General features: G+C 45.8%; 18 protein-coding genes, 2 tRNA genes, 1 other RNA gene and 1 pseudogene. 12 read left to right on the plus strand and 10 right to left on the minus strand.

The window, feature by feature from the left end:
• Window positions 1-63: 63 nt before the first annotated feature.
• Window positions 64-1,002: a helix-turn-helix transcriptional regulator gene (locus MRY16398_RS10520; protein WP_125124317.1), complete on the minus strand. Its 939-nt coding sequence runs from the start codon at window positions 1,000-1,002 to the stop codon at window positions 64-66.
• Window positions 1,003-1,269: 267 nt separating this feature from the next.
• Here MRY16398_RS10520 and MRY16398_RS10525 point away from each other — a divergent pair, with 267 nt between their 5' ends.
• Window positions 1,270-1,596 carry a hypothetical protein gene (locus tag MRY16398_RS10525; protein WP_125124318.1) on the plus strand — a complete coding sequence of 109 codons (327 nt, stop codon included), beginning with the start codon at window positions 1,270-1,272 and terminating at the stop codon, window positions 1,594-1,596.
• Window positions 1,597-1,661: 65 nt separating this feature from the next.
• Here the strand turns inward: MRY16398_RS10525 and MRY16398_RS10530 are convergent, their stop codons facing one another.
• From MRY16398_RS10530 to MRY16398_RS10555, 6 genes are all read right to left on the minus strand, one after another.
• A complete protein-coding gene (locus tag MRY16398_RS10530) occupies window positions 1,662-4,274 on the minus strand; it encodes a DNA polymerase (protein WP_409349124.1) in 2,613 nt (870 codons plus the stop codon).
• A gap of 50 nt (window positions 4,275-4,324) precedes the next feature.
• Window positions 4,325-4,987, minus strand: a complete 663-nt coding sequence (locus MRY16398_RS10535) for a hypothetical protein (RefSeq protein ID WP_125124319.1) — start codon at window positions 4,985-4,987, stop codon at window positions 4,325-4,327.
• A 2-nt stretch (window positions 4,988-4,989) separates the two neighbouring features.
• The gene (locus tag MRY16398_RS10540) at window positions 4,990-5,178 is read right to left on the minus strand and encodes a helix-turn-helix transcriptional regulator (protein ID WP_125124320.1); all 189 of its coding nucleotides are present in this window, start codon (window positions 5,176-5,178) and stop codon (window positions 4,990-4,992) included.
• 165 nt (window positions 5,179-5,343) lie between these two features.
• The gene (locus tag MRY16398_RS10545) at window positions 5,344-6,465 is read right to left on the minus strand and encodes a tyrosine-type recombinase/integrase (protein WP_125124321.1); all 1,122 of its coding nucleotides are present in this window, start codon (window positions 6,463-6,465) and stop codon (window positions 5,344-5,346) included.
• Window positions 6,466-6,616: 151 nt separating this feature from the next.
• Window positions 6,617-7,747: a hypothetical protein gene (locus MRY16398_RS10550; RefSeq protein WP_125124322.1), complete on the minus strand. Its 1,131-nt coding sequence runs from the start codon at window positions 7,745-7,747 to the stop codon at window positions 6,617-6,619.
• Window positions 7,748-8,033: 286 nt separating this feature from the next.
• On the minus strand, window positions 8,034-9,227 hold the full coding sequence (locus MRY16398_RS10555) for a hypothetical protein (RefSeq protein WP_125124323.1): 1,194 nt from the start codon (window positions 9,225-9,227) through the stop codon (window positions 8,034-8,036).
• 385 nt (window positions 9,228-9,612) lie between these two features.
• Between MRY16398_RS10555 and MRY16398_RS10560 the strand changes: the two genes are divergently transcribed.
• From MRY16398_RS10560 to MRY16398_RS10595, 8 genes and pseudogenes are all read left to right on the plus strand, one after another.
• The gene (locus tag MRY16398_RS10560) at window positions 9,613-11,136 is read left to right on the plus strand and encodes a type I restriction-modification system subunit M (RefSeq protein WP_125124324.1); all 1,524 of its coding nucleotides are present in this window, start codon (window positions 9,613-9,615) and stop codon (window positions 11,134-11,136) included.
• On the plus strand, window positions 11,126-12,358 hold the full coding sequence (locus MRY16398_RS10565) for a restriction endonuclease subunit S (protein ID WP_125124325.1): 1,233 nt from the start codon (window positions 11,126-11,128) through the stop codon (window positions 12,356-12,358). The genes MRY16398_RS10560 and MRY16398_RS10565 overlap by 11 nt, the downstream gene beginning before the upstream one ends.
• Window positions 12,355-13,039, plus strand: a pseudogene (locus MRY16398_RS10570) (YecA/YgfB family protein). The gene MRY16398_RS10565 and the pseudogene MRY16398_RS10570 overlap by 4 nt, the downstream one beginning before the upstream one ends.
• Window positions 13,040-13,061: 22 nt before the next feature.
• Window positions 13,062-14,846, plus strand: a complete 1,785-nt coding sequence (locus MRY16398_RS10575) for a cold shock domain-containing protein (RefSeq protein ID WP_125124326.1) — start codon at window positions 13,062-13,064, stop codon at window positions 14,844-14,846.
• A 69-nt stretch (window positions 14,847-14,915) separates the two neighbouring features.
• Window positions 14,916-18,200: a type I restriction endonuclease subunit R gene (locus MRY16398_RS10580; protein WP_125124327.1), complete on the plus strand. Its 3,285-nt coding sequence runs from the start codon at window positions 14,916-14,918 to the stop codon at window positions 18,198-18,200.
• Window positions 18,197-18,952 (plus strand): M48 family metallopeptidase, encoded by a 756-nt coding sequence (locus MRY16398_RS10585; protein ID WP_125124328.1) that lies wholly within the window; start codon window positions 18,197-18,199, stop codon window positions 18,950-18,952. The genes MRY16398_RS10580 and MRY16398_RS10585 overlap by 4 nt, the downstream gene beginning before the upstream one ends.
• A gap of 51 nt (window positions 18,953-19,003) precedes the next feature.
• A complete protein-coding gene (locus MRY16398_RS10590) occupies window positions 19,004-19,513 on the plus strand; it encodes a hypothetical protein (RefSeq protein WP_125124329.1) in 510 nt (169 codons plus the stop codon).
• Window positions 19,514-19,570: 57 nt separating this feature from the next.
• A complete protein-coding gene (locus MRY16398_RS10595) occupies window positions 19,571-21,442 on the plus strand; it encodes a DUF262 domain-containing protein (protein WP_125124330.1) in 1,872 nt (623 codons plus the stop codon).
• A gap of 1,105 nt (window positions 21,443-22,547) precedes the next feature.
• Here MRY16398_RS10595 and MRY16398_RS10600 read toward each other — a convergent pair.
• The 3 genes from MRY16398_RS10600 to MRY16398_RS10615 form a co-directional block, all read right to left on the minus strand.
• A tRNA-Ser gene (locus MRY16398_RS10600) sits at window positions 22,548-22,635 on the minus strand.
• Window positions 22,636-23,563: 928 nt separating this feature from the next.
• Window positions 23,564-23,700: non-coding RNA, RtT sRNA (locus MRY16398_RS10610), on the minus strand.
• 47 nt (window positions 23,701-23,747) lie between these two features.
• Window positions 23,748-23,835: transfer RNA gene (locus MRY16398_RS10615), tRNA-Ser, on the minus strand.
• A gap of 271 nt (window positions 23,836-24,106) precedes the next feature.
• Here MRY16398_RS10615 and ghrA point away from each other — a divergent pair.
• From ghrA to MRY16398_RS10630, 3 genes are all read left to right on the plus strand, one after another.
• Window positions 24,107-25,045: a glyoxylate/hydroxypyruvate reductase GhrA gene (gene ghrA, locus MRY16398_RS10620; RefSeq protein ID WP_110296070.1), complete on the plus strand. Its 939-nt coding sequence runs from the start codon at window positions 24,107-24,109 to the stop codon at window positions 25,043-25,045.
• Window positions 25,046-25,130: 85 nt separating this feature from the next.
• A complete protein-coding gene (locus MRY16398_RS10625) occupies window positions 25,131-25,868 on the plus strand; it encodes a phosphatase (protein ID WP_041851781.1) in 738 nt (245 codons plus the stop codon).
• A 20-nt stretch (window positions 25,869-25,888) separates the two neighbouring features.
• Entirely contained in the window at window positions 25,889-26,443 is a 555-nt protein-coding gene (locus tag MRY16398_RS10630; RefSeq protein ID WP_041851780.1) for a TorD/DmsD family molecular chaperone, read from the plus strand.
• The last annotated feature ends 25 nt before the right edge of the window (window positions 26,444-26,468 follow it).

A 26,468-nucleotide genomic window follows, 5' to 3' on the forward strand; every position in this document is an offset into this window, starting at 1 on the left:
CTAACAGCAAAGTGTTAATATCATTTAATTCGTAAGGAGTTATATAGTAGATGAATTTTTTATTCATGAAGCTGTATCCTCTTCATTATATCGACCAGTCGATGAACCATCATCTGTAGAGGAGTAACGTTTAAAGGCCCGGCATATATCATCAATAATCTGATTACGGATAGACGCGGGTTGTATTACCTCTACCTCAGGTATCCAGTATTTAACCAGTGGAATAATTTGGCTGGGATGGGCTATTCGTGAAATTACCAGTACCCCCCCGGATTGGGATGTATGGATAACTTCCTGCCCTGGTAACAATGCCCGACGCAGAGACCATGGAGCAGCTTTCGCAGAAACAGAAATAAGAACTTCTGTGAGGTTGTCGCCATACCAGATGCTTTCCGCATCCTCGATTTGTTGTTGAACGGCAAGGGATACCTGAAATGAGGCATTACTAATGATAACCTGCTTTACGGCTGATAGAACGAAGCTTTTTAGAACACCATCATCCTGAGCTGCGAGATACCATAAACCCCGCTCGCTAACGAGTCGGTAAGGCTCAATGAGCTGGAAATTTTTTTCTTTATACGAGAAGCTGATCTTTTTTCGGTCACGTATGGCATCAGAAAGGGTGTTCAAAGTGGACATAAACGCACCACAATTTTCATAGGCACGTTGTTTAATCAGAAAAGGGTTATTCGCTGTGTTTCCCAATAAAATATTGAGTAAACGGTCATCCCAGCGAGGGAACAAATCTTCAATACCCAAAATCCGGGTGAAATGGCGCAAATCGGTATTACTGCGTTGCCCCAGAACTCCCTCAGGTAGCCGATACCGCCCGGCCAGGCGTATAAGACCCAGATAGGCAAGTCGCTGAGTGAGGTCCCTGCGAATGGTTTTTTCACAGACATTAAACTCTTCAGACAACTCCCTGACTGCAATTGATTCACCATTGTTCAGGCGAGTCAGTATCAGCCCCAGTCGGTATCCAAGTTTGTCATGTTTATCCATTCCAGTATCCGATTTACTTAAGCAGGAAGGATATTGTCTACAGGGTGACGGACAAGATGAGTCCACTTAGATAACGCGTTTTTAAAAATAAAAAAACAGTATAATCAATGAATTATATTGAAAAATTTTTAATGAATATGAAATGGACTTAACCTGTCCACTTTTTTTGATGGATAGATAGCAGGTGGACAGATATCAGGTTTTCTCACCGGTTTCGGCTAAATAGTAGTCAACATCTTAATAGTATTAATACTTAAGGTGAACATTATGTATCTACATATCCGGAAATATCAGCTCGTTAATTCAGGATGGCGTTCTGCCATTGACCTGAAAGATTATGAAACAACAATTCGGCAGATTATGGATGCTGTCTTTGGTGATGATCTCATCGAAGTTCATGTTGAGTCGCGCTGTTTCAGACTGACGCTGAATAATACAAACACAAAAATCCCCCATGGTGTACTGGTTAATATGGGGAAAAAACTTGCGGCTAATTTACAGGGTATTACCTGTCATGCCATGAGAATCTATCAGGTGAATGGTCATCCTGATTCTCGCCAGTTATTTCATTGTTTTGATGCCTACTGTTTATAACGTCAACCCCCAATTCCTGTTACGGGAATTGGGGGATTTTATCGTCAAATGATAGTGGTGCCGTATTAAGGGAGTGTTAAACCGGGAAAACGGGAGGAAAACAGGGTGATGAGATCCTGCATTGCCGGAGTCACCCGATGAAAGTGGATCGCAGGTAGCGCCCCCCGGGTGGCATTTTTTAAATCATTTTCCGTTGTTGGATAATCATTGTCTGTCAGCCATTGTGCAATGTCCTTATTTGTATAGTTTTGGCGTGCAGATTTGGTTAACCCCCACCGAGATTGTGTAAGTGCCCGGATGAGCAGTGTTTTTAAGATATCATCACTACGCTTTTCGCCCACCTTCAGCTTTACAGTAGAAAATACGGAACGACAATAGAGAAAATCCTGCCAGTCATCCCAGTCGGTGAGCTCCTTCAGAGTATGGGATTGTCGCCAGTCATCAAATAACTGCCGTTGTACCAGAGCTTCCTCAATATTTTGCCACGGGTGCGACAACATAAAGAGATGACCATCGTTCATTATGGGCTGATATAACCGACGTTTGAAATCAAACTCCAGATTGAGCCTGATATCACGGTCCAGGTTGACGAGATCACTCTCTTTCATCCACATTTGCTGCGTTGAAATCAGCGATGTTTGTTTTAGTGTCTGACCCGGGATACGGCGCAGGTAGAGGTCTGTCATATAGTCGTTGTAGTCCTCCCGAGGAATGTCTGACGGAGGTTTAACCCCAGCGCGGGCATGAACAATGGGTTGATCAGGTATCGCCTTCATAGTGAGTTGCCCGCGTGTTTTCATCGCAATGAGCTGAGCGACCTGATGTTTACATACCAGCATAGAAGAGTCGGGAGCGGCGATATCACACAATGCCTGAAACCGGCGTGATAGTGGACCACTGAGATCGACTTGCTCAGGTGATGCATTGGTCAGAAATCCATCTGTTGTGACGCTGACAACCTGATTATTCCGGGGGAGACGGTTCATCAATTCGCCAACTACGGCCCGAACGAAACCTGTAACATGAGCAGCAAAAAAGGGTTGTGTCACCGAGGAAGGGGGTAGGGGGTTATGTAAACCGCGAGCGGTATCAAATGCTGTTTTAGCATGAAGCCCTTGAGCAAGTTTGCCATAGAGTGAATTACCGATTTCTTTCCAGAATTTCTCCTCCAGAGAGCCCTTGGGGTGCATATCACGGTTTTCACGTACCTGACGGACAAAGGGTAAAAATACTGAACTTGTTGTTTCTGTTGTTGTTTGGGAGTGTGCTGAGTTCATCCAGGGAACAATGATCCCGTGATTAATCGTTAACTTAGCACCGAGTGCCAGTGCCAGTTCGATTTCTGGAGCAGTAGCCATGGATATACCTGACAGCGGGAAAAATAACCCATAGGCGTCAGTTCTTACCGGCAGGCAAGGGAAACGAACAGACTCAGGAAATGTAAACTGTACCTGCGCAAATCCCATTACGTGACCACAAAAATCAGCCGGATTATCGGTCTGTTTGATCCGGGAATAATCGGGCTGGAGGATATCCAGCAATCCGGTGGTATAGGCTCCGGCCAGATCGTAGTCATACCAGCGCGATTCGGGTGTGATCCCTACCATATAACATTCATTACGGCCACCGTGATAACTGTTGATGGCGAAAGTTTCAAAGAGCTCCCTTGACATAATACTGCGGGTCTTTTTTACCGTCCGGAACGTATGTTTATCGGCATTCCAGTCAGTTCGGGTAACGGTTTCCGTTCCCATGCAGTCATCCAGTGATAACTGACTATCTTGTACGGTTTTGCGAAAGCGCGAAACAGCCATCGCGCCAATAGTGGAGGGAATCCTAGCCAGCATCAGGTCTCGAGTACAAAAATCCTTCACCTTTAAGGCGTAGCGAACGGCAATTTCAGCATCACGCAGGGCATAAGTTTTAAAACCCTCAGGATCTGCTTCGAGATACTGACGCATCCGGGTAATGGAGTAGGGAGCAGGGATAGTCAGTTTAGGCAGATTGAGTAGCTGCCCGCATTCAGCCAGGCCCATCCCTCCCGGGGTCAGAAGCAACGTATCGGTAAATGTTACGTTGCTGCAGCGTGGTGGGGTGGTACGTTTATCAAAAGTGATCAGGTTATTTTTCTCATGGCGTTGTTCAACATCATTAAAGTCGATGCCATACCGATCCTGAAAAGTGCTGACAGTACCTCGTATACCTTTGAAGAGAATTTTGTAATCGGCCCAGAAGTCGGCAAAGGATGCCACGTCAGCGCGGAGAAAATGTGCATAAATAGTGACAGTTCCAGGCCATTCGGCAATAGAACCTTGTTCAAGCAGTCGTGTAATTATACGGGCCAGAAAGGATTTCAGCGATAAGCGATCGCGTTTACGGGCACTGGTTGGATAAATAATATCCGGAACACCCGTCCCGTCCGGCAGTACGGTATAGCTTTGATAGGACAGAATATCATTCTGCTGTGTTTCCGGGTTATAGACATACTCCGTGTCAAAACCGATATCCAGATGCAGTTCGCTGGAAACATCCATGCGTGCATTTTTTATCCTGGGAATGGCCGGGAAATCGGCAAGTGTTTTCGCCGGGAATAAGCGGGAGGCTGATGGTGAGGAATATGCCGATGATTCATCAGCAAGCCCTGCGGCCATGGCCATTAATGAATGTAAGTTTTCCATAGAAATATCTCAAAAAAAAGAGCCGGGAGAGATACCCCCGGCTCTTTTAGTTATGCTTTTAATACACTGACGATTCGAGTAAACAAATCAGCACGACGTTGCACATCATCTTCAGGAGCAAATGAGATTAAACGTTTGCCCGTTTTTATCACGACACCGCGTTGTGTCTTTTCCACTGAAGGATTGACATGTGCTGACAGGATGCAGTCCTTATGCAGGGTGAGAAATTTCTTTGATGTATAAGGACCGTTGAGTAGTTGCTCACTAATTTCTGCATAATCGGCGTCCAGAGAGCCAATATCACCTTCATCACTTAAAACCGGATTGCCGCTTTTATCAATGAGGCTGAGGATGGACTTCCTATTATATTCAAAGAGGTTGACGCCATAGATATAACCTATCCGGAAAATGGTGTCGCTGAGTGTATACAGGTTTTCCTGCGGGAGAGCTTTTGCAAAGCGTTTAGCCAGCTTGTCATAGCCGGCTTTAGCCAATGCAGGTGTCTGCATCTTATAGGTATAGGCCGTATAGCCCCCCAGATTAATGAGAGAAATGCAAGAACCGATCAGTTGAACGGCGAAAATCATCAGGAATGGAATGTATTTCTCATCGTTATCTACCGCTACAGCAGGAGAGGCTGGAAGCATTTCTTTAACAGCTTCGACGTTTACATCCTCAGCAGCCTGAGGGATATTGTTTGTTTTCGTTTTCATAATCAGTTTCCTTTTAACAGGTTTTCACGGTGTTGTTGTTCCCATTCGATAATATCGTCAAGGGAAAAACGGATTGCCCGACCAATTCTTATGAATGGTGGGAGTTTTTTCGGATTGCGCGATATATCTGACGCAATCGTTGAAGCCGAAATATTGAATCTCGCTGCGAGATCTTTAATAGTTAAATACATATCCCTCCATATTCAGGGTGAGCAATGCCGGAGGAGATAAACTCCTCATCAGTGTTAAGAACAGACATACAACTTACTGCGGGCCCTGTCGTCGTATGTCAATACGGTAAACGGTTTGTTCAGCTACCGCATCAAACCTGAATCACAGATCATCAGGTCAATTTTTTATTCAAAACTTTCAACGACTTGATTGATGACCGATTGTGCAGATGTATTGTTATGGAAGGCATAACGCTGCGTGGCACACAGGGAATGATGGTTCAGTAAGCGTGATGTCATGGCGATATCACCGCTAACCTGAAGTGCCCGTGTCGCAAAGGTTCGGCGTAAATCATGGATCCGCAGGTTATCGATGCCGGCATTACGGCATATGCATGCAAAGGTGCTGCGTGGGTAACTCAGCGGGCTCGTCGGGGCACTGAGGCGTGGGAAAATGTAGTGTGTGCTGAGCGCCAGTTGATGCTGTCTGAGAATAATATTGCAGGCAGGCTCGGACAGAGAACAGGTAAAAGGATGCCCGGATTTTGTATCCGGCAGGATCAACTGCTGCTGTTCCGGATACCAGTCATCCCACCTGAGCGAGCAAATTTCACCAATACGCATCCCTGTATAGAGTGTGGGTAAAAGAGCATCGGCTGCCGGTGTCTCTAAGGCTTCGGCACACCGGATAAATGATGGAATTTCACGGGCTGTCAGCGTGCGATAGCGGATGTTATTTTCTTTCAGATAGCGGACATACGTGGATGGAGAATGAGCGATCCACCCGGCACGGATCGCAAGAGCGAATATTTTGGAGAGGATAGCCAGAATACGATTGACGGTTGCGGGGCGCAGGTCATCGAGTAACGAAGCCGCGAATTTCTCAATATCGACGGGGGTAATATCCCTGAGCAGATGTTGATCCCAGTAAGGGCGGACATGCTTGTTCAGCTTAGAGAGTTCAGATTTAGGGCTCTTCTTATACAGTTGCATATCCGGGAGCCACAGCTCATCTATAGCCTGTGCCACAGTATAACGGCTGGTTTGTACCATCAGTGTGTTTGTATCAGCCAGAAGGCCCAGAACATACTGACGGGCAGTTTCGACATTAAGCAGCGGAAATATCCCCAGCGTTTTATAGATACGTTGATTTTTGATAGTGGCCCGGAAAGCCAGTGTGATTCGGTTCGGATATGCCAGCGCTCTCAGATGGGGACACTGACTATCACGATATTCCTGACACCCCTTCAGAGGGGAGGGAAGTTGTTGAAGGGACTTGTTGCTGAAACGTAGATCAAGTATAGGCATCGCATTTCTCCTGTGAATTTCCCAGAGAAAATACGGTGAATATCGAACCTAAGCTTTCACAGCTCATTGAGTCAAATTTAGGGCTCTATTGCCAGAGGGGATAAAAGATAGAAATGGCAGCAATATTGCATGCTGCCATTGTATTGAGGTTTTACTGTTCAGTAACTTTGCCTACTATTTTTTCAAAATACTCCTCTTTGTTGAGAAGCGTTATATTGTTGATTTGTACTCCTAATCCACTGGAAGTTGACTGAAAATGCATTAAGCCACTTATCTCGGTGGATTCACCAGATAAGAATGAAATTAATTCCTTGGCTGATGGTACCCATTCAGGATTTAAAAGTAATGCAATATAGATATAGGTCTTGCGAAGTAGTTGTTCGACATCCTTCTTATAACCTGTGGTGTTTTGTTTGCCTTTAATACAAAGTGTTTTGATGACAAATTCATCTGGACTGATCAATGTGTTTTTACACTTACGTAATGATTCCATTTTATGGACAACTTCATACGGCAGCATAGATAAAATGATTAATATAATCATTTTAGGATGATGAAGATAATCATTTTGAATGATTTTTTCATCTTTCATTCTATTAAGGGTTGCTTGAATAAAGACAAATAAGTATTCAGAGCAAAAATAACAAAATACAAGCCAGGAGAGATTGGTGGCAGGAATGTTAATGTCTTTAGGTAATTTTTCTAGCCAGTACTCAGAGGTTAAGAATTTAGTTATTTTATTTGTGTACTCATCTGTTTTTTTACGGAAATCACGTATTACCTCTTGACCAGCATGTTCAGTATCTACGAAGTCAATAAATGTCAAAGAATGGCACATCTCTTCAAGAGTGTTTATAAAATCAGCAAGGAGTTTTAAATTACTATCACCATTAACCGCAGATGCAAGTTCATTTTCAATAAATGATGCCATTTGCATCCGAATTTTTTCAGGAATTACATTTTTACGGGACTGTTGCGCATAGAAGAAAATAGCTAATTGAGCAAACTCAGAACATTCCATTTCCAGCCACTTTTGGAGTAGGGAGGGGTGTTGGAATAAATTGATCTGATTAGCCATGGATGCTGCTGGGGAGATCACATGAAGACAATTGACAGCAGGTTTCATTTGCAATGTTTGATCAGGTTTAGTGATCGTCATTAGATCCAGTAATTCTTTTTCAGGAAATAATTTAGAAACTTGATCAATATCTTTTTGGTATTGATTGAGTTTGGTTAAATTGCCCGGTACACGGGTTACATTGTTTTTCATCTGTTCGAACATGATTGTGTCCTCATTTATCTTAATGGCTTGATTTCTACAGAAACATACTGTGTCAGTGAGGCAATCCTAAAGTGTGAGGCCATGGATGCCAACTCAAAAATATCCAGGAAACATGGCATGAAAAGCAAATTGGTATCAGTTGAGGGGATGAGATTAATCTATTAAATACAGTGTGTTATAGGGTTTGTTGATGAGCGTGAACCGTTGATTTTTGTTGCTTGTATTTTTCGTTGAGAAACGCCTTCGTGAGGCTGAACAGTGTTCAGTCTCACGTCGATAGAGCAAGTTACAGAGGTAAAAAAGAGAAAAAGAGTACTTTCCGCTGATTTATCAACGTACTGATTTCTTTAATGCCAGCTTCAATGACATCAACAGCAAGGTTGTCAGTGCTCTGTATAAAATTTCTACTTAATAGTTTATTGTCTTTAAGTTCATCTATAGGGAGTTCGTTATTGATGTCGTTATAGAAAAGTTTATGGCTTACGTTTGTTTTGTGCATTGCATAGTAAGCGGTTTTATACATTAAAAAAGTAAGCAACTGTCCGAGAAGATATTCTTTCTCTATGTATTTATATTGAGAGGATTTTTCGCGCTTAGCCAGATAGAAAACATGAGGTGCGATGATAGTGGGGATAAAATCCAGTGCTGGAGAAGCTTTGTCTTTGTCTTTGTCTTTGTCTTTTTCTGTTTCTCTTCCGGATTGAAGGTATTGAAGTACAGAGTATACAATGCTTAATATTATGGCAGTGCTTATATTGTTGATTTCAGTTGGGTTAATATGCAGGTTGCTTATCAATTCTGAAAGGAAAAATAAAACACCAGTGATGTTTGTTTTTCTGCCAGAGATGATGCTGCTGTTAAATATATAAGGATTCTTACGACTTTTCTCGACTATTTTGCATGTGCAGGATTCGATATGGTCAATAATTTTAGTGTGATCCTCCCTCATGTATCTAGAAATGTTGGTGAGCGGACCATCTAACGTTAGTTTATCAAGCAATCTATCATCTTGAATGCGTTTTTTTATTCTTCGAACTTCTTCATAATACCCAGTTTGAAGAACTATTTTATGTAGATCATAACATGAACTATTACGAGGTGAGCTTGATAAGTAGTCTAAAATTGCGTGTTTAATTTTGATTTTTTGTGAGTATTTTTTAACACAGAGCTTGATTGTTTTATGTAAAGCTTTTGATAAATGTTCTTTATACGCATGCAAAAACTCTGGCTCTAAAAAGTGAGTGGAGAAGAGTAATTGATGTCGAGATATTTTTATTTCAGGTTTGATTAGTTTGATCCGGAAAACTATGCCTTTCTGCTCATAGCTGAACATGGATGATAAGTCATAGTGGGGAGGTAACAGTTCGAGTAACGATGTGCTGGTATTTGCTAACCGCTTGTATTCATGGTCAGCGCCCATAAGTATATTTTTTATGCGTTCATCATAAAGTGGACCGGTAATGCGATTGGTAATACTCATACTATTAGGGCTCTCCATTAACAATGGTAGCTAACATGTTGATTACAACCTTATCGATCATAAGGTGACGAAACTGCTCGATATTGCAAGCTATGAAGTGATACCTGCAGGGCATACTGACACGAGTGAGATGCGTATCGTCATTACCCCCAACGACAGTTTTACACCATAGCTAATGCCTGAGCTATCCTACTAATATTACAGGCTTTATCAAAAGTTGTCTCAATGTGATATTGGTTTGTGCGGTACTGACATCAATGTCAAAAACAGTGCTGAATGCAGGATTTAGCCGTGTCGAAGGCCATTTCTTAAGGTATCATTTACCACAATTTTTTACGATGCAGTGCTCTGCATCGTTAGCTTTCCTTACATCGCAGGATTATTTATGAACGACCAAATCAGTCAGGATACGATCAACAAAGCCCTGTGGGCGGCGTGTGATACGTTCCGTGGCACAATCAGTGCTGATACCTACAAAGACTTTATCCTTACCATGCTGTTCCTCAAGTACATTTCAGATGTCTGGCAGGATCACTATGACGAATATAAAGAGCAATATGGTGATGCGCCGGAACTGATTGAAGCGATGATGGCGAATGAACGCTTCGTGTTGCCGAAAAGCGCCAGTTTCTATGCGTTGTATGAGCGACGTCATGAGCCGGGTAATGGTGAGCGTATCGATCAGGCACTGCATGCCATCGAAGAAGCCAACGGCACTAAACTGAAAGATGCCGGGAAAAGTGTGTTCCAGGATATTTCGTTTAACACCGATCGTCTGGGTGAGGAAAAACAGAAGAACACTATCCTGCGTCAGCTACTGGAAGACTTCGCCGGTGAAGATCTTAACCTGAAGCCGAGCCGTGTAGGTAAGCTGGACGTAATCGGAAATGCCTATGAATATCTGATCAAGAACTTTGCTGCCAGCGGTGGACAGAAAGCGGGTGAGTTCTACACCCCACCAGAAGTTTCGGATCTCATTGCTGAACTGCTTGATCCGCAACCAGGTGATACCATCTGCGATCCGGCCTGTGGTTCGGGTTCATTGTTGATGAAGTGCGGACGTAAAATTGTCTCTGGACATGACAGCCGTAACTATGCGTTGTTCGGTCAGGAAGCGATTGGCTCTACATGGTCGCTGGCGAAAATGAACATGTTCCTGCACGGCGAAGACAACCACAAAATCGAGTGGGGCGATACCATTCGTAACCCGAAGCTGCTCGATAAAAATGGCGATCTGATGCTGTTTGATATCGTGACCGCTAACCCGCCATTTAGTCTGGACAAGTGGGGCCATGATGAGGCCGAGAACGATAAGTTTGGTCGTTTCCGTCGCGGTGTACCGCCGAAAACTAAAGGGGATTACGCCTTTATTTCGCATATGATCGAAACCCTGAAACAGGGGACGGGTCGTATGGGCGTAGTTGTGCCACACGGCGTACTGTTCCGTGGCTCCAGCGAAGGCAAAATTCGCCAGAAACTGATTGATGAAAATCTGCTGGATGCGGTAATTGGCCTGCCGGAAAAACTGTTCTACGGTACGGGTATTCCTGCTGCGATCCTGATTTTCAAAAAGCAGAAGGTGGATGACAAGGTGCTGTTTATCGATGCCAGCCGTGAATTTAAGGCGGGCAAAAACCAGAACCAGCTCAGCGCAGAAAATATCCAGAAGATCGTTAACACCTATCGCGATGGCGATAACGTCGAGAAATACGCCTATCTTGCAAGCCTGAAGGAAATTCAGGACAACGACTATAACCTTAATATTCCGCGCTATGTTGATACTTTCGAGGAAGAAGACGAGATCGACTTGCTGGCAGTGCGAGCAGAGCGTGAGCAACTGAAGGTGGAACTGGCGAAGCTGGAAGTTGAGATGGCGGGTTATCTGAAGGAGGTGGGTTATGGTGCCTAAGGGGTGGCAGAAATATGCAGTTGGAGAACTATGTACGTCTATTGTACCGGGCCGAAACAAGCCTAAAGTATTTGATGGTGATATTCCGTGGGTTACTACACCTGAAATCAATGGGCGATATATTCCTTCAAAGCTTCAAGTTAACTATGTTTCAACTACAGCTTTGTCTGATGCTGGTGGAAAGATAGTCCCTAAAGGTGCAGTTGTCATGGCTGCAGTGGGTGAACTTGGTTTAATTGCTATAACTAGTGAACCAGTAGTATTAAATCAACAGTTACACGCATTTGTCTGCTCAAAGCTAGTAAATAATGAATTTCTCGCATATTGGCTGACGACTCAAAAACCGTATATGGAAAGTATTGCTTCAAAAACGACCATTCCATATATGAATAAGACCAATTGCGAAAGTATACCCGTCCTCCTACCGCCCCTTGTTGAGCAGTTTAAAATCGCCCAAATCCTATCAACCTGGGATAAGGCGATTTCGGTGACGGAAAAGTTTCTTGCCAACAGTCAGCAGCAGAAAAAAGCTCTGATGCAGCAATTGATTACCGGGAAGAAACGCTTGCTGGATGAGAAGGGGGAGAGGTTTAGTGGGGAGTGGGAATATACTATTTTCGGCAACTTGGGTGATACCTATACCGGTTTAACAGGGAAGACCAAGGAGGACTTTGGTGCAGGTAAGCCATATATCCCTTACATCAATATTTTCAAAAATTCCAGAATCGATATTCAAAGCCTAGAGTACGTACAGGTTAATGATGATGAGCGCCAATCCGTTGTAAAGTACGGCGATATATTTTTCACTACATCATCGGAGACGCCAGAGGAGGTTGGGATGTCTTCGGTTTTATTGGAAGGGGTTAGTGAGGTTTTCTTAAACTCATTTTGCTTCGGATTTCGATTGAATAACTTCGAGACTCTTATTCCAGAATATGCTCGTTACCTATTCCGTAGTGAACATGTACGCCGTCAAATTTCGACATTAGGTCAGGGAGCAACTCGCTACAACCTCTCCAAAAGGCAATTGATAAAGCTAGAGCTTAAACTCCCCTGTGTTGACGAACAACAAAAAATAGCCACCGTCCTGTCCGTTGCCGACGACGAAATCACCACGCTGGAGAAAAAACTCGCTTGTCTGAAAGATGAGAAAAAAGCCCTGATGCAGCAGCTACTGACTGGCAAACGTCGTGTTAAGGTCGATGAGGCGGTTGCCGCATGAAACTCACGAAAAGTGGTCCGCTGACTGACCGGGAAATCGACTGGCTGGAAGAGGTGTTGTTGAAATACGGCAATGATTACTGTGTGCTCTGTTTCTCAGAGCTGGATGGCTTCCTGACGGCGATTGTCTCTGGCCCGAATATGACTTCCCCTAATACCTGGCTCAGTGCTATCTGGGGACGTGGTGACTACCACCCTCGCTGGACAACCGAAAAAGAGATGGAGCGTTTTGTCAGTCTGTGTTTTCAGCATATGAACGATATCGCTGGTTGCCTTTATGACGCCCCTGAACTGTTTGAGCCGATTTTCAATGAGCGTGAGGTAAAGGGGAAAAAATATACCATTGTGGAAGAGTGGTGTTTTGGTTATATGAAAGGAAAGTCACTGGATGACTGGTCGGGTCTTCCCGGTGAGTTACGGTCTTCTCTGGAAGCGATCGCGCTTCATGGCGTGGAGAAGAATTTTCCTGTACTTGAGAAAATGTCACCCGCTCAATTTGAACAGAGTATTACTCTCATTCAGCCTGCGGCACTGGCGCTTTATCAGCACTGGTTGTCGGTGAGAATGTCAGAGGCTTCACCCCCGGCCTGTTCCCGAGAAGGGAGCTGAAAAACTACCCGGTCGTAATGACCTGTGTCCGTGTGGCAGCGGTAAAAAATTTAAAAAGTGCTGCCTGCACTGACAAAGCGGAAGGAGGCTTGCTCATGGCAGTGAACAGTCTGGATCGCTCCCGGTGGTACCTGGGAAATGTTCTCTGGTTCGGAGGCTATAACAGCAAAACGGATCGAGAGAATAACTTTGGGTTTCTCTCGTCAGAGAACGGTAATGAGCTGTTTTTTCATAAGAACGAGATAAGCAGGAGCCATACGCCAACTGACAATACACCGGTGCTGTTCAGGGAAGGTACAGGTAAAAATGGTAAGCCTACGGCTTTTAACGTCCACATTCTTGATAAAACAGATGAGGAGACGGCTGAGCTCCTCATTGAATATCTCCGGGCTATTATTGAGGAGGGCGTTGATTTCGCTCGTTGGCGTTATCGTGACAGCGTTGTTAATTGCCTCACTCAGTCCTTTGGCGAAAGGGCTATAACTCGGTTAGTTACCAGCGATATTCCTGCCACAAAAATATTACCGCTATTTTTAAAATCAGGAAACTACGATAACCAATTTACATCTTTCGCCTCTGATAAAAACTTCGATGGTTTAATCGCACAACAAATATCTCCTGCGGTCATGCCTTCGTCATTTATCGATGATAATATTGGTCAGTTCGCTGTTTGGGTGAACAGTTGTTCTGCGGCTACGAGTAGCCAGGGCACATCACCATCGGACATTGTCAATGTATTACTCAATCACGTATCCATAAGTACCATTCTCTACCTGGCATTTTACGATTGTATAAGCAGTGAGCGGATACTTGAATGTCGGCATGATGATATAGAGAATTTTGTTCGACGTAGTTTCACGAAAAATAAAATGGATATAAAACCGTTTGTCCGTGATGCCTATCAGCAGAAATTCTCATCGAGAGAGCAATTTTACAAGCATTCCGTGATTAGCCCTTTTACCAGTGCGTATTTGATTAAACAGAAGATGTTCAGAAAAGATTTCAGCTTTGTTAATGATATTGAATCAAATGCTGAATTTTCTTCTGACCCTGAATACTTTATTCTGAGTAAATTGTTACCGCTGATTAGACGTAACGATGAACAGTCCGTTCTGAGTATTATTCTGCATGAGATATGGCAGGGAGTGTTGTCGGGTAAAATTCTGGTAAATCATCCTTCTGTTTTCAAATTGTTCCCACAGTGTAGTTCATTACAAATTCGTTTCCCGAATTTAGAATTATCCTGTGAGGCGTTTCACTGGAATGCAAAAAAGCCTGATGGAACTATAGAGAAAAAATTTCTCTGCCGTTCAAAAGTTTGCCGTGATCCACAGGTACTACCTGATCTCAAAAAAGATTTCATCGACTTCACTATTTATGACTGGCTCGCCCACTATGGCATGACCTATCTGGTTGCTGGCGAACCTTCTAAGCGAGATTTCCCGATTAAACTGGCCGGGTATTTCAACCGTATCAGAGAGTTACATTCCCGTTTGTATTGCCGCAGTTGTGGGGTGCTGATGGTTCCAGATATGAAATATGCTCGTGTCGAGGCCATAGTCTGGGATGCGAAGTCGAAAGGATTTGTGAAAAAACCTTTCCAGGCCGCGTATCGCCTGACCGTTTTTAAATGTGCCAGTCATTCCTGCGAACAGTTTGGTATCGGGCATTACATTAATCACTGTATTGGTTACAAATGCAGCGAAATAATTGACGGCAGAGATTTACATGAAAAATGTTCAGAAGGACGATTTATTTGTGCATCCTGTGGTTCCTGCTGTACGACGCATCAGGAGAAATTTGGTAATGTAAACAAGGGCGAAACAGAACAGGTCAAGTACAATCGCCTTTATCGGAACTCGCCGTTCTTTTCATCATAAGTCTTCGTTCATTTTGAGTATGTCCGTACGGACATACAGTTTTACCTCTTAGCCAAGAAGGATTACCGGGTGGATAAGCACTACCAACCTAAATTCCAGGAAGAATACAGCGCCAAAATTCCGGCGCTGACGTTACTGACCAGCCTCGGCTGGACGTTTTTACCCCCAAAACAGATTATGGATTACCGGGGCTATAAACAGGATGAGGTGGTGCTACGTCCGGTTCTGCGTGAGGCGTTGTCGAAGCGTTCCTTTATGGCGAGCGGTAAAACTTGCCAGTTATCGGAAAAGGCACTGGATAACCTGATATCGCAGGCTTGTTCTCCGGCGCTGAATGAAGGGCTGCTGAAAGCCAATGAGCGGATGTACAACCATCTGCTCTACGGTATCGCCGTCACCGAATTTGTCGATGGCAAGAAGGTCAACCCCACCATAGCACTGATTGACTGGGAACACCCGGAAAATAACCAGTTCCACTTTACTGAAGAATTTACAGTATTGCGGTCGGGCGGTGTTGAAACCCGCAGGCCGGATATTGTCTGTTTTGTGAATGGTATCCCGCTGGCAGTCATTGAAGCGAAAAGCCCGGCAGGCCACGGCAAGAAAGGGCCAACCATTGACGAAGGGATATCCCAGAGTATCCGGAATCAGTTCAACGACGAAATCCCGCAGCTGTTTGCCTATAGCCAGCTATTACTGTCGATTAACGGGTATGACGGGCGCTACGGCACCTGTCATACACCAATGAAATTCTGGGCGGCATGGCGCGAAGAAGATATTACCGATCCTCAGATGTATGCGCTGCGCAACCATCAGTTATCGACTGAACAAATTCATGCGTTGTTTGATCATCGTCCTTCAGTCGATCTCAACTGGTACCAACAGTTAATCGATGGGGGGGAACTGGCAGTCAGCGGTCAGGATAAGCTGCTCATCAGTCTGCTTTCACCGGAACGTCTGCTGGAGATGACCCGCTTCTTCACCCTGTTTGATAAAAAAACCGGAAAAATTGTTGCCCGCTATCAGCAGGTGTTCGGGATAAAAAGACTGCTGGAACGCATCAGTACCCGCAGACCAGACGGGGGCAGGGAAGGTGGGGTGATCTGGCATACCACGGGGTCAGGTAAATCTTACACCATGGTATTCCTCAGCAAGGCGCTGATTCTTCATGACAGCCTGAAGCAGTGTCGTATTGTGGTGGTGACGGACCGCGTGGACCTTGAAGGGCAGCTCAGCGGCACTTTTGTCTCTGGTGGCGAACTGGCCGGGAAGGATGATAAGGCCAAAGCGATGGCGACCTCAGGTCAGAAGCTGGCACAGCAGATTGGCTCTGGTAAAGAACGTATAATCTTTACCCTTATCCAGAAATTTAACTCAGCGACAAAATTGCCTGAATGCGTCAACACCAGCCCCGACATCATCGTTCTGATTGATGAAGGACACCGTAGCCAGGGGGGGGAGAACCATGTGCGAATGAAACTGGCACTGCCGAACGCCGCCTTTGTGGCATTTACTGGTACGCCATTGCTAAAAGAAGATAAGACCACCAATAAATTCGGACCGATTGTCCACGCTTATACCATGCAGCGAGCGGTAGAAGATAAAGCCGTTACACCTTTGCTGTATGAAGAACGTATTCCCGACCTTGAGGTTAACGATCGGGCAATAGATGCCTGGTTTGATCGTATTACCGATGGGTTAAGCGAAGCGCAAAAAGCCGACCTTAAGCGTAAATATGCCCGTAAGGGTGAGGTTTATAGTGCAGATGACCGCATCCGTCTAATTGCGTTAGATATCGCCACGCACTTCTCGAAGAATATTGATGAGGGGCTGAAAGGCCAGCTTGCCTGCGACAGCAAGATTTCCGCCATCAAATATAAAAAGTATCTTGATGAAGCCGGGTTGTTTGAGTCAGCTGTAGTTATCAGCCCGCCGGATACCCGGGAAGGGAATACCGAAGTGGATGAAAGCAAACTGCCGGAAGTGACGAAATGGTGGAAGGATAATGTCGGCACGCAGGATGAGTCTGTGTATACCCATAATATCATCAGTCGTTTCGATACCGATGATAAGCTCAAATTGATGATAGTCGTTGATAAACTGCTCACCGGGTTTGATGAACCAAAGAATACCGTGCTGTATATCGACAAGCCGCTTAAATCCCATAACCTTATCCAGGCGATTGCCCGGGTAAACCGACTGCATCCACTGAAAAAGTTTGGCCTGCTGATAGATTATCGCGGCATTCTGGCTGAACTGGACACGACTATAGGTAAATACCAGGATCTCGCCTCCCGAACGCAGGGAGGATACGACATCAAGGATATTGACGGGCTGTACAGCGCCATGAGCTCTGAATACAAGCGTCTGCCGCATCTGTATAACCAGTTGTGGGCCATATTTGCCGGTGTTAAAAACAAGAATGATACTGAGCAGTTGCGTGCAGTTCTGGTGCCTAAAATGGAAGAACGTGACGGAGAGATGGTCGATATCCATCAGAAAACCCGTGATGATTTCTTCGAGGCGTTAACGGCCTTTGCCGGATGCCTGAAAGTGGCACTGCAGTCAGCCAGCTTCTTCACCGACAAGAGCTTTACGGAACAAGATCGAAATCTGTATAAAGAAACCGTAAAACAGATGTCCAGCCTGCGCCAGTGGGCGATGCAGGTCAGTGGAGAGCAGGTCAATTATGACGACTACGCTGAGCAGGTGAAAAAACTGCTGGATAAGCATGTCACCGGCGTTGAGGTTCGTGAACCGGATGGCGTGTATGAAGTCGGTAAAATGGGCAAGAGCGAAAAGCCCGAAGAGTGGGACAACAATAAAACCCGCAATGAAACCGACATCATAAAAACCCGTGTGACGAAGATGATTGAGCAGGAGCTGCGTGATGACCCGTATGCTCAGGAGGCTTTTTCAAAACTTCTGCGCATGGCCATCGAAGAAGCAGAAAAACTGTTTGACCATCCGCTGAAACAGTATCTCTTATTCCGTGAGTTTGAAGAAAAAGTTGAAGCACGTAAGCTCAGCGATATCCCGGATGCACTGGCGGTAAACAAGCATGCACAGGCGTATTACGGTGTATTTAAAAAAGAGCTACCGGAGGTTTTTGCGGTAAACGATGTTCAGGTGCAGGATAAGTGGACGAAGCAGGCCTTTGAGGTGGACAGCATTATCGTCAAAGCAGTGGAAGAAAACTCCCTGAACCCTCAGGATATCGAGAAAGCAGTCAAGACAAATCTCTTACCGCTGCTGTTTACGGCCTGCCGGGAAATAGGTGCCGGAATGAACCAGGTAAACCGCATTGTGGAAACTATCATCCAGATACTGCGCGTTGGTTTAATGAAATCATGAGTGAAAAAGAGTCGCCAGCAATGAAAGCAATACGCATTGTCTATGGTGATGAGGTCATCGTCGTACAGTGTGTTTCGCGTCAGGTCGTTAAGGGCAGGGTGCTCATCAAGGTGCATCCGGACTGCCGGGTTATTGCCTCTGTACCGCCAGAAACACCGGAGCACGAGGTGTTGTCCGCGCTGAAAAAAAGAAGTCGCTGGATATACCAGCAACTGCGTGATTTCAGGGAGCAACAGACACACATTGTCCCGCGTCAGTATGTCAGCGGAGAAAGTCATTACTATCTAGGTAAGCAGTATCAGTTGAAAGTGACTGAAGACGCTACTGTGCCGCAACGAGTGAAAATGTTGCGTGGGCGGCTGGAAGTGACGGTCAGACACAAATCGGCAGAAAAGATTAAAGCGTTGCTGGCCGAATGGTATCGGGAACGCGCCAGGGATGTCTTTCAGCGCAGGCTTGATTCACTAATACCGCAGACCCTTTGGGTTAGTGAGCGTCCTCCGATACGTTTGCGAGCGATGCAAACGCAATGGGGAAACTGTTCTGCGAAAGGTTGTCTGACCCTGAATCCATGGCTGGTTAAGGCATCCTCAGAATGTATCGATTATGTCTTGTTGCATGAGTTATGCCATGTGGCTGAGCACAACCACAGCGAAGAGTTTTACCGTCTGATGGGGCAGGTTATGCCTGTGTGGGAAAAGGTCAAGAAACGGCTGGATGGCATGGCTGGGATGTTGTTGGCTGATATGTAGTAAGAGCCCAGCTAAATTAAAATATTACAGAACTATATAAGAAGGGATTTTATGTTTTTCAAAATTGTTAGAAACTTTAAAGCCAAGATTGGACCGTTCTTATTAACCCTGTTTTTGGCTCCAGGTTATGTTCATGCCAATACGTGGGAAATAAATGTCACAAGAAAAGATAGTAATTTATATCAAATTACTGGGAAGGATTCTTTTGTTAATACTAAATATTGTTATGTTTATGCTTATTCTGAAGACGCATATCTCAGGGTTGATGGCTATGATAAAAAAATAATTTTTACAGATAACAAGGATTCATGTGATGTAGATAATGTATTTAGCATGGTTAATATTGGCTCAGGAAAGTATGAGGTAGAGGTTTCTAAAAAAGAAGATAACTGGTATGAGGTTTATGGTACAGATAATATGATAAAAACATCAATGTGCCTTAGTCTGGCTCTCAATGAAAAGGCTATTTTATCCATGGATGGTTATAGTGCAGGAGAGTTGATTTTTGATGACGGAGATAGCTGTAATGTAGAAGGGGTCTACTCTCCTGTTCGTTTGTGAATTGGATCTGGGATCAGTATGATCTGTGGTGTTCATACAGCTATGTAAGGATATAAAATGAAAATAGAAGCCGATGTAAAAAATATATCAAAATTAAGCGATTATTATTTTTTAGTTCCCGATTATCAACGTGAGTATGTATGGAAGGTTGATGATCAGGTTGAACAGTTTATCATGGATTTAGACAATGAATACCAACCAGAGCAGAAAGATCAAAATGGTTATTTTCTCGGTTCTGTTATTATCGTAAAGAATGGGGAAAAGCATGATGTTATTGACGGACAGCAGCGGTTGACCACTATTGTCATCACTATGTGTGCCTTACGGGATCTATTAAAAGATAGATTGGATACACTTGACAAAAAAGGGCTGGAATATCTGAAAACTATTGAGGAATGGCTCTCTAGTTATGATATTAATAGTGAGGAAAATCTAATTAGACTAGATCTTCAATATGAAGAAAGTCGAGGATTTATTTCGCGGTTAATTGAAGGGCAAACCAATACCTTTGCGGAAACAGCTTCAGTAAAAAAAATGGCTGACGCGTATGATCACATTCGTGATTATCTTAAATACCAATTGCAAGATAGCTTGAATGGATTAATCTCCTTCGCTCGCTTTTTTTTAACAAAAGTTGAGCTGGTTGTCATTGAATCAGAGAACTTAAGTAGCGCATTAAAGATCTTCGAAACGATCAATCAGCGTGGTGCCAGCCTTAATGCTATGGATCTTGTTAAAAATTTGATTTTCAGTCAGATAAAAGAAGAACAGTTTTCGGCAATAAAGACAACATGGAAATCCATCACTAATAACCTTGAGTCTTGCGGCGAAAGTGATAACCCGCTTCGTTTTTTACGTTACTTTCTGATGGCACGATATCATCACGGGATTTTGCGTGAAGATGATATATATAAATGGATCATTTCAGCTGAGGGGGAACTGTCGTTGCAGTATAAGACACGCCCTATGGTCCTCGTCAAAGAATTGGAAAAATTATCAGAACGATACGCTAACCTGGTCAATGCAACAAATGAAGCAGCCTACTGGCGTGAAAATATCCGTTTTCCAAACGTAAGTAACATTGGATATATTAATAAATATCGCTCACGTCAGCATTTGGTTTTACTAATGGCATTGGACATTAGTTGTTCTGATGATGTAATGGATTTCTTAGGTGCTCAACTTGAGAGCTTTTTATTCTTTACAAATACAATGGCTATTCAATCGAAGACATATGAGCAACGCTTTACTCAATGGGCTGTAAAGCTTCGGGATGTGAAAACGAAAGCAGAGGTTGCAAATGTTGTTTCAGCAACACTTATACCTTTTGTTGTGGAGCGTTTAGATGAATTTAAAGAACGATTCTCAATTATTAATGACTATAATTTTACGCCTCAGTATCGCCAACGTTATGTATTGGGTAGATTAGAGAATCATATCCGCCATCTTTGCGGTTTTCCGGAAAAGAGCCAGCAGGCTATTCAGCAGATGCAAATTGAGCATATTCTTCCTCAGACGGTACGAAACGCCCCTGAAAACGGGGAGTTCTCTGATGCAAATCGAACAAGTTATCTCTACAAGATTGGTAATGTAACATTATTAGAGGGTACAATTAACCAGTCCGTCAATAACTGCAATGATTTGAGTGAAGACTGGTTTTTGAAAAAACAAACAGAATATTTAAACTCTGAAATCATCATGACTCGATTACTCCACTCCCAGTACTCAATTGGTGATAACACTGCATTAAATCGCTTTAAGCTGAAATATGGATATGAATATCAACACTGGTCCGCGGAAAACATCACATCAAGGCAACGCCTGCTGATGGATCTTGCCATTGACTGCTGGCGATTTAATGATCAGAGAATAGATGCTTATATAGTAAATAACCTGGGCACTGGACCCGGAAACGAATTTACGCTGTAAAAATATCCTTCATCGCAAAGTACCCCCTGGAACGTTATGTTTACCAGGGGCTGGGTATTCAACCTCTAAAGGTAGCGCTGATTATGAATGGATCACATTCAGAGAGCGGTCCACAGAACAGATATTACTAACTGACAGTTGTACCGAATACTGGGGGCAGGTCAAGCGCTTTAGCTTGTGTGGCAACAACCTCCTTTACAGGACCAGGTAGACGATTACCCTGTGCTGTTTCTGTGCTCAACGCAATCTACGGCTATCCATTTTCTGCCAGTGGTTGCAAAGACGACCATTCAACGTCAGCAAAGTTTCGCAATGCACTGCTATGTAACTCATTGATCCTACGTAGAATTTAAAATCCCTCGGCGTTCGCGCTGTGCGGGTTCAAGTCCCGCCCCGGGTACCATGGGAAAGATAAGTATAATCAAAGCAATAAGCAGTGTCGTGAAACCACCTCCGGGTGGTTTTTTGTTTTTATACACTCCTTTCCGAAGATGCGGCATAAGGTGGTTTTCCCCTGACCGCGTAGCCATTCACGTTTTCTGATCCCCGATAACAGTAACAGTTTTCACTTTTCTTCTATTGTTGCCTGAGGTGTGTCCTCTGGCCGCAGTTTGGCGGCCAGATGAAAGCGTCCATAGCTGACGACATCAACTCACTATAAATGGGCAACGATGTGCTGCTGCATTTTAGTCGCTTGCGAAAACTCAGAGGATCCGCTGGAGATCTGCGGGTTCAGCATTCCATTGCCATCAATTCCCAGAGATTTAAGAATGGGAAAGGGCAGCTTCCTCGCAGGCTCGTCATCTGTCCACCCGGCTGGCGCCGGTTGTCGAACCCGGTCGGGGGTTCTCATCCCCCTGGGGTGGGAGATTATAAAAGAAAAAAGCCCGTACTTTCGTACAGGCTCTTATCTGAAATGATGGCGGTGAGGGGGGGATTGACTCGCTTCGCTCGCCCTGCGGGCAGCTTCCTCGCAGGCTCGTCATCTGTCCACCCGGCTGGCGCCGGTTGTCGAGCCCCCGGTCGGGGGTTCTCATCCCCCCTGGTATGGGAGACTATAAAAGAAAAAAGCCCGTACTTTCGTACAGGCTCTTATCTGAAATGATGGCGGTGAGGGGGGGATTCGAACCCCCGATACGTTGCCGTATACACACTTTCCAGGCGTGCTCCTTCAGCCACTCGGACACCTCACCACATTGTTTTGCTGCCACACCACTGGGGGGCAACGGGGCGCTACTATAGGGAGTTGCGCTAAAACGGTCAAGCATATTTTCGGTATTGATGATTGTTCGCTTAAGGTATGAGCAACGGCAGGGAAATGATGGCTGGCAATGCGCAGATTCGTCTTGTGGTATCAGGCCCGGTTGTCTGATTTCCCCCGGATGCGCTTGCGCTTATTCGGGCTACCGGATAACGGTGCGCACTGAACCGATCATAGGGGCGAGGGGAAATAAAAGCACATTGCTGGCATTTGAACTTTCATTGGGTTCTCATCCCCCCTGGTGTGGGAGATTATAAAAAGAAAAAAGCCCGTACTTTCGTACAGGCTCTCATCTGAAATGATGGCGGTGAGGGGGGGATTGACTCGCTTCGCTCGCCCTGCGGGCAGCTTCCTCGCAGGCTCGTCATCTGTCCACCCGGCTGGCGCCGGTTGTCGACCCCCGGTCGGGGGTTCTCATCCCCCCCCTGGGGTGGGAGATTATAAAAGAAAAAAGCCCGTACTTTCGTACAGGCTCTTATCTGAAATGATGGCGGTGAGGGGGGGGATTGACTCGCTTCGCTCGCCCTGCGGGCAGCTTCCTCGCAGGCTCGTCATCTGTCCACCCGGCTGACGCCGGTTGTCGAGCCCCCGGTCGGGGGTTCTTATCCCCCCTGGTGTGGGAGACTATAAAAGAAAAAAGCCCGTACTTTCGTACAGGCTCTTATCTGAAATGATGGCGGTGAGGGGGGGGATTGACTCGCTTCGCTCGCCCTGCGGGCAGCTTCCTCGCAGGCTCGTCATCTGTCCACCCGGCTGACGCCGGTTGTCGAGCCCCCGGTCGGGGGTTCTTATCCCCCCTGGTGTGGGAGACTATAAAAGAAAAAAGCCCGTACTTTCGTACAGGCTCTTATCTGAAATGATGGCAGTGAGGGGGGGATTGACTCGCTTCGCTCGCCCTGCGGGCTGCTTCCTCGCAGGCTCGTCATCTGTCCACCCGGCTGACGCCGGTTGTCGAACCCCGGTCGGGGGTTCTCATCCCCCCTGGTATGGGAGACTATAAAAGAAAAAAGCCCGTACTTTCGTACAGGCTCTTATCTGAAATGATGGCGGTGAGGGGGGGATTCGAACCCCCGATACGTTGCCGTATACACACTTTCCAGGCGTGCTCCTTCAGCCACTCGGACACCTCACCACATTGTCTTCCCGATGTTGTCGGGACGGGCGCTAATGTAGGGAAAACCGGCACTTCCGTCAATCTTCTTTTTCAATAAATTAGCGCGTTTAGACAAACTTCAATCAACTTGCTTCTTAAATGTTCTGAAACTGGCTTTTTTCCCCGCGAAACACTTTTATGAAGACTTTCAGTGATATTTGCTAAGGTGATGTGTGAACATAATCATCTAACAAAACGGCAAGTAAACCCGACATTTACCGGGAAACAACACCATCAATCTGGAGCAGAAATGGAGATTATCTTTTATCACCCGACCTTCGATCCCGCCGCCTGGCTGCCAGCATTGCGCAAGGCATTACCCGGCGCGAACGTACGTGAATGGCGCGAGGGTGATGATGGCCCTGCCGATTATGCGCTGGTCTGGCATCCGCCTGTTGAAATGCTACGCGGTCGTGAGCTCAAAGGGGTGTTTGCGCTGGGGGCTGGCGTCGACTCTATTCTGAGTAAGCTCAAGGCGCATCCGGAAATGCTGGCACAACACATCCCGCTATTTCGCCTGGAAGATACTGGTATGGGATTGCAGATGCAGGAATATGCGGTGAGCCGGGTACTGCACTGGTTCCGTCGGTTTGATGATTACCAGGCATTAAAACAGCAGGCCAGGTGGCTGGAGCTGGAAGAATATCGGCGCGAAGATTTTACCATTGGCATCCTTGGCGCCGGAATACTGGGGGCGAAAGTGGCCGCCAGCCTGCACGCCTGGGGTTTTCCGCTACGCTGCTGGAGTCGGTCACGTAAAGATCTGCCGGGCGTGGTCAGTTTTGCAGGGGCGGAAGAGTTTGGCGCGTTTCTGCACGGAACACGCGTATTGATCAATTTACTGCCTAACACCCCAGAAACGGTGGGGCTCATTAACCTGAGCGTGATAAACCAACTGGCGGACAATAGCTATATTATGAACCTGGCGCGCGGTGTTCACGTTGTTGAAGACGATCTTCTGCAGGCGCTTAATAGCGGCAAAGTGAAAGGGGCAATGCTGGATGTCTTTAGCCGCGAGCCGCTGCCAGCCGACCATCCGCTCTGGGCGCATCCCCGCGTTGCCATGACGCCACATATTGCGGCCACCACCCGTGCAGATGAGGCTATTGCTTTTATTGCTACTGCGATCGACAAACTTGAACGTGGCGAAAGGGTGAAAGGTCGTGTCGATCGCCTTCGCGGTTATTAATGACACTTACGTGTCAGGCCGGGTTTTTCATTAAAAATGGCGGCGATAACTGCTATCCTTGCACAAACAACTACAGGAGAGTTTCATGTATCCCGTTGACCTGCATATGCATACCGTCGCCAGCACCCACGCCTATAGCACCCTGCAAGACTACATTACCGAAGCAAAGCATAAAGGGATTAAGCTTTTCGCTATCACCGATCATGGCCCTGATATGGATGATGCGCCGCACCATTGGCACTTCATTAACATGCGTATCTGGCCACGCGTTGTGGATGGCGTAGGCATTCTGCGCGGCATTGAAGCCAACATCAAAAATATTGAAGGGGAAATCGATTGTAGCGGTCCTATGCTGACGTCGCTCGATCTGATCATTGCGGGTTTTCACGAACCGGTGTTTGCCCCACAGGATAAAGACACCAATACTCAGGCGATGATTGCGACAATGGCGAATGGTTATGCGCATATCATCAGCCATCCGGGTAATCCAAAATATCCGGTGGACATCCCGGCGATTGCCGCTGCTGCCGCGAAGTACAACGTGGCGTTGGAAATCAACAACTCCTCTTTCCTTCATTCGCGGAAAGGCAGCGAAGCGAATTGCCGTGCTATTGCTGCCGCCGTGCGTGATGCGGGCGGATGGGTTGCGCTGGGTTCCGACTCGCATACAGCATTTACGCTGGGTGAATTTGCGCAGTGCCGTGAAATCCTTGATGAGGTCGACTTCCCGGAAGATCGTATTCTGAATGTCACACCGCGCCGGATGCTGAGCTTCCTTGAAGCGCGCGGAATGACGCCCATTACTGAATTTGCCGACTTTTAATTAGCCACTGGAATCATTGCATGAACGAATTTTCCATCCTTTGCCGCGTACTGGGTTCACTGTTTTATCGTCAGCCACAGGATCCCTTACTCGTGCCGCTCTATACCCTCATACGTGAAGGGAAGCTGGCGCAAAACTGGCCGCTGGAGCAGGATGAAATGCTGGAGCGTCTGCAAAAGAATTGTGACGCGCAGGGGTTGGCCGCTGATTTCAACGCGCTATTTGTCGGCAACGAGTGCCGCGTTTCCCCGTATCGCAGCGCATGGGTGGATGGGGCTACGGAAGCCGAAGTGCGAGCATTTCTCTCGACTCGCGGTATGCCGCTGACAGACGCACCTGCGGACCATTTTGGCACGTTGCTGCTGGCCGCCTCCTGGCTTGAAGATCAGTCAGCAGAAGATGAAAGTGAAGCGCTGGAAACGCTCTTTGCAGAATATCTGCTGCCGTGGTGTGGCACCTTCCTCGGTAAGGTGGAAGCGCATGCGACTACCCCATTCTGGCGTACTATGGCGCCGCTGACGCGTGATGCTCTCTCTGCCATGTGGGATGAGTTGCAGGAATCCGCAGAGGAATAAAGTGTGATTTCAATCACATTTAATA

It is taken from the genome of Phytobacter sp. MRY16-398, assembly GCF_003925915.1.
In the GTDB taxonomy this organism is placed as follows: Bacteria; Pseudomonadota; Gammaproteobacteria; order Enterobacterales; family Enterobacteriaceae; genus Phytobacter; species Phytobacter diazotrophicus.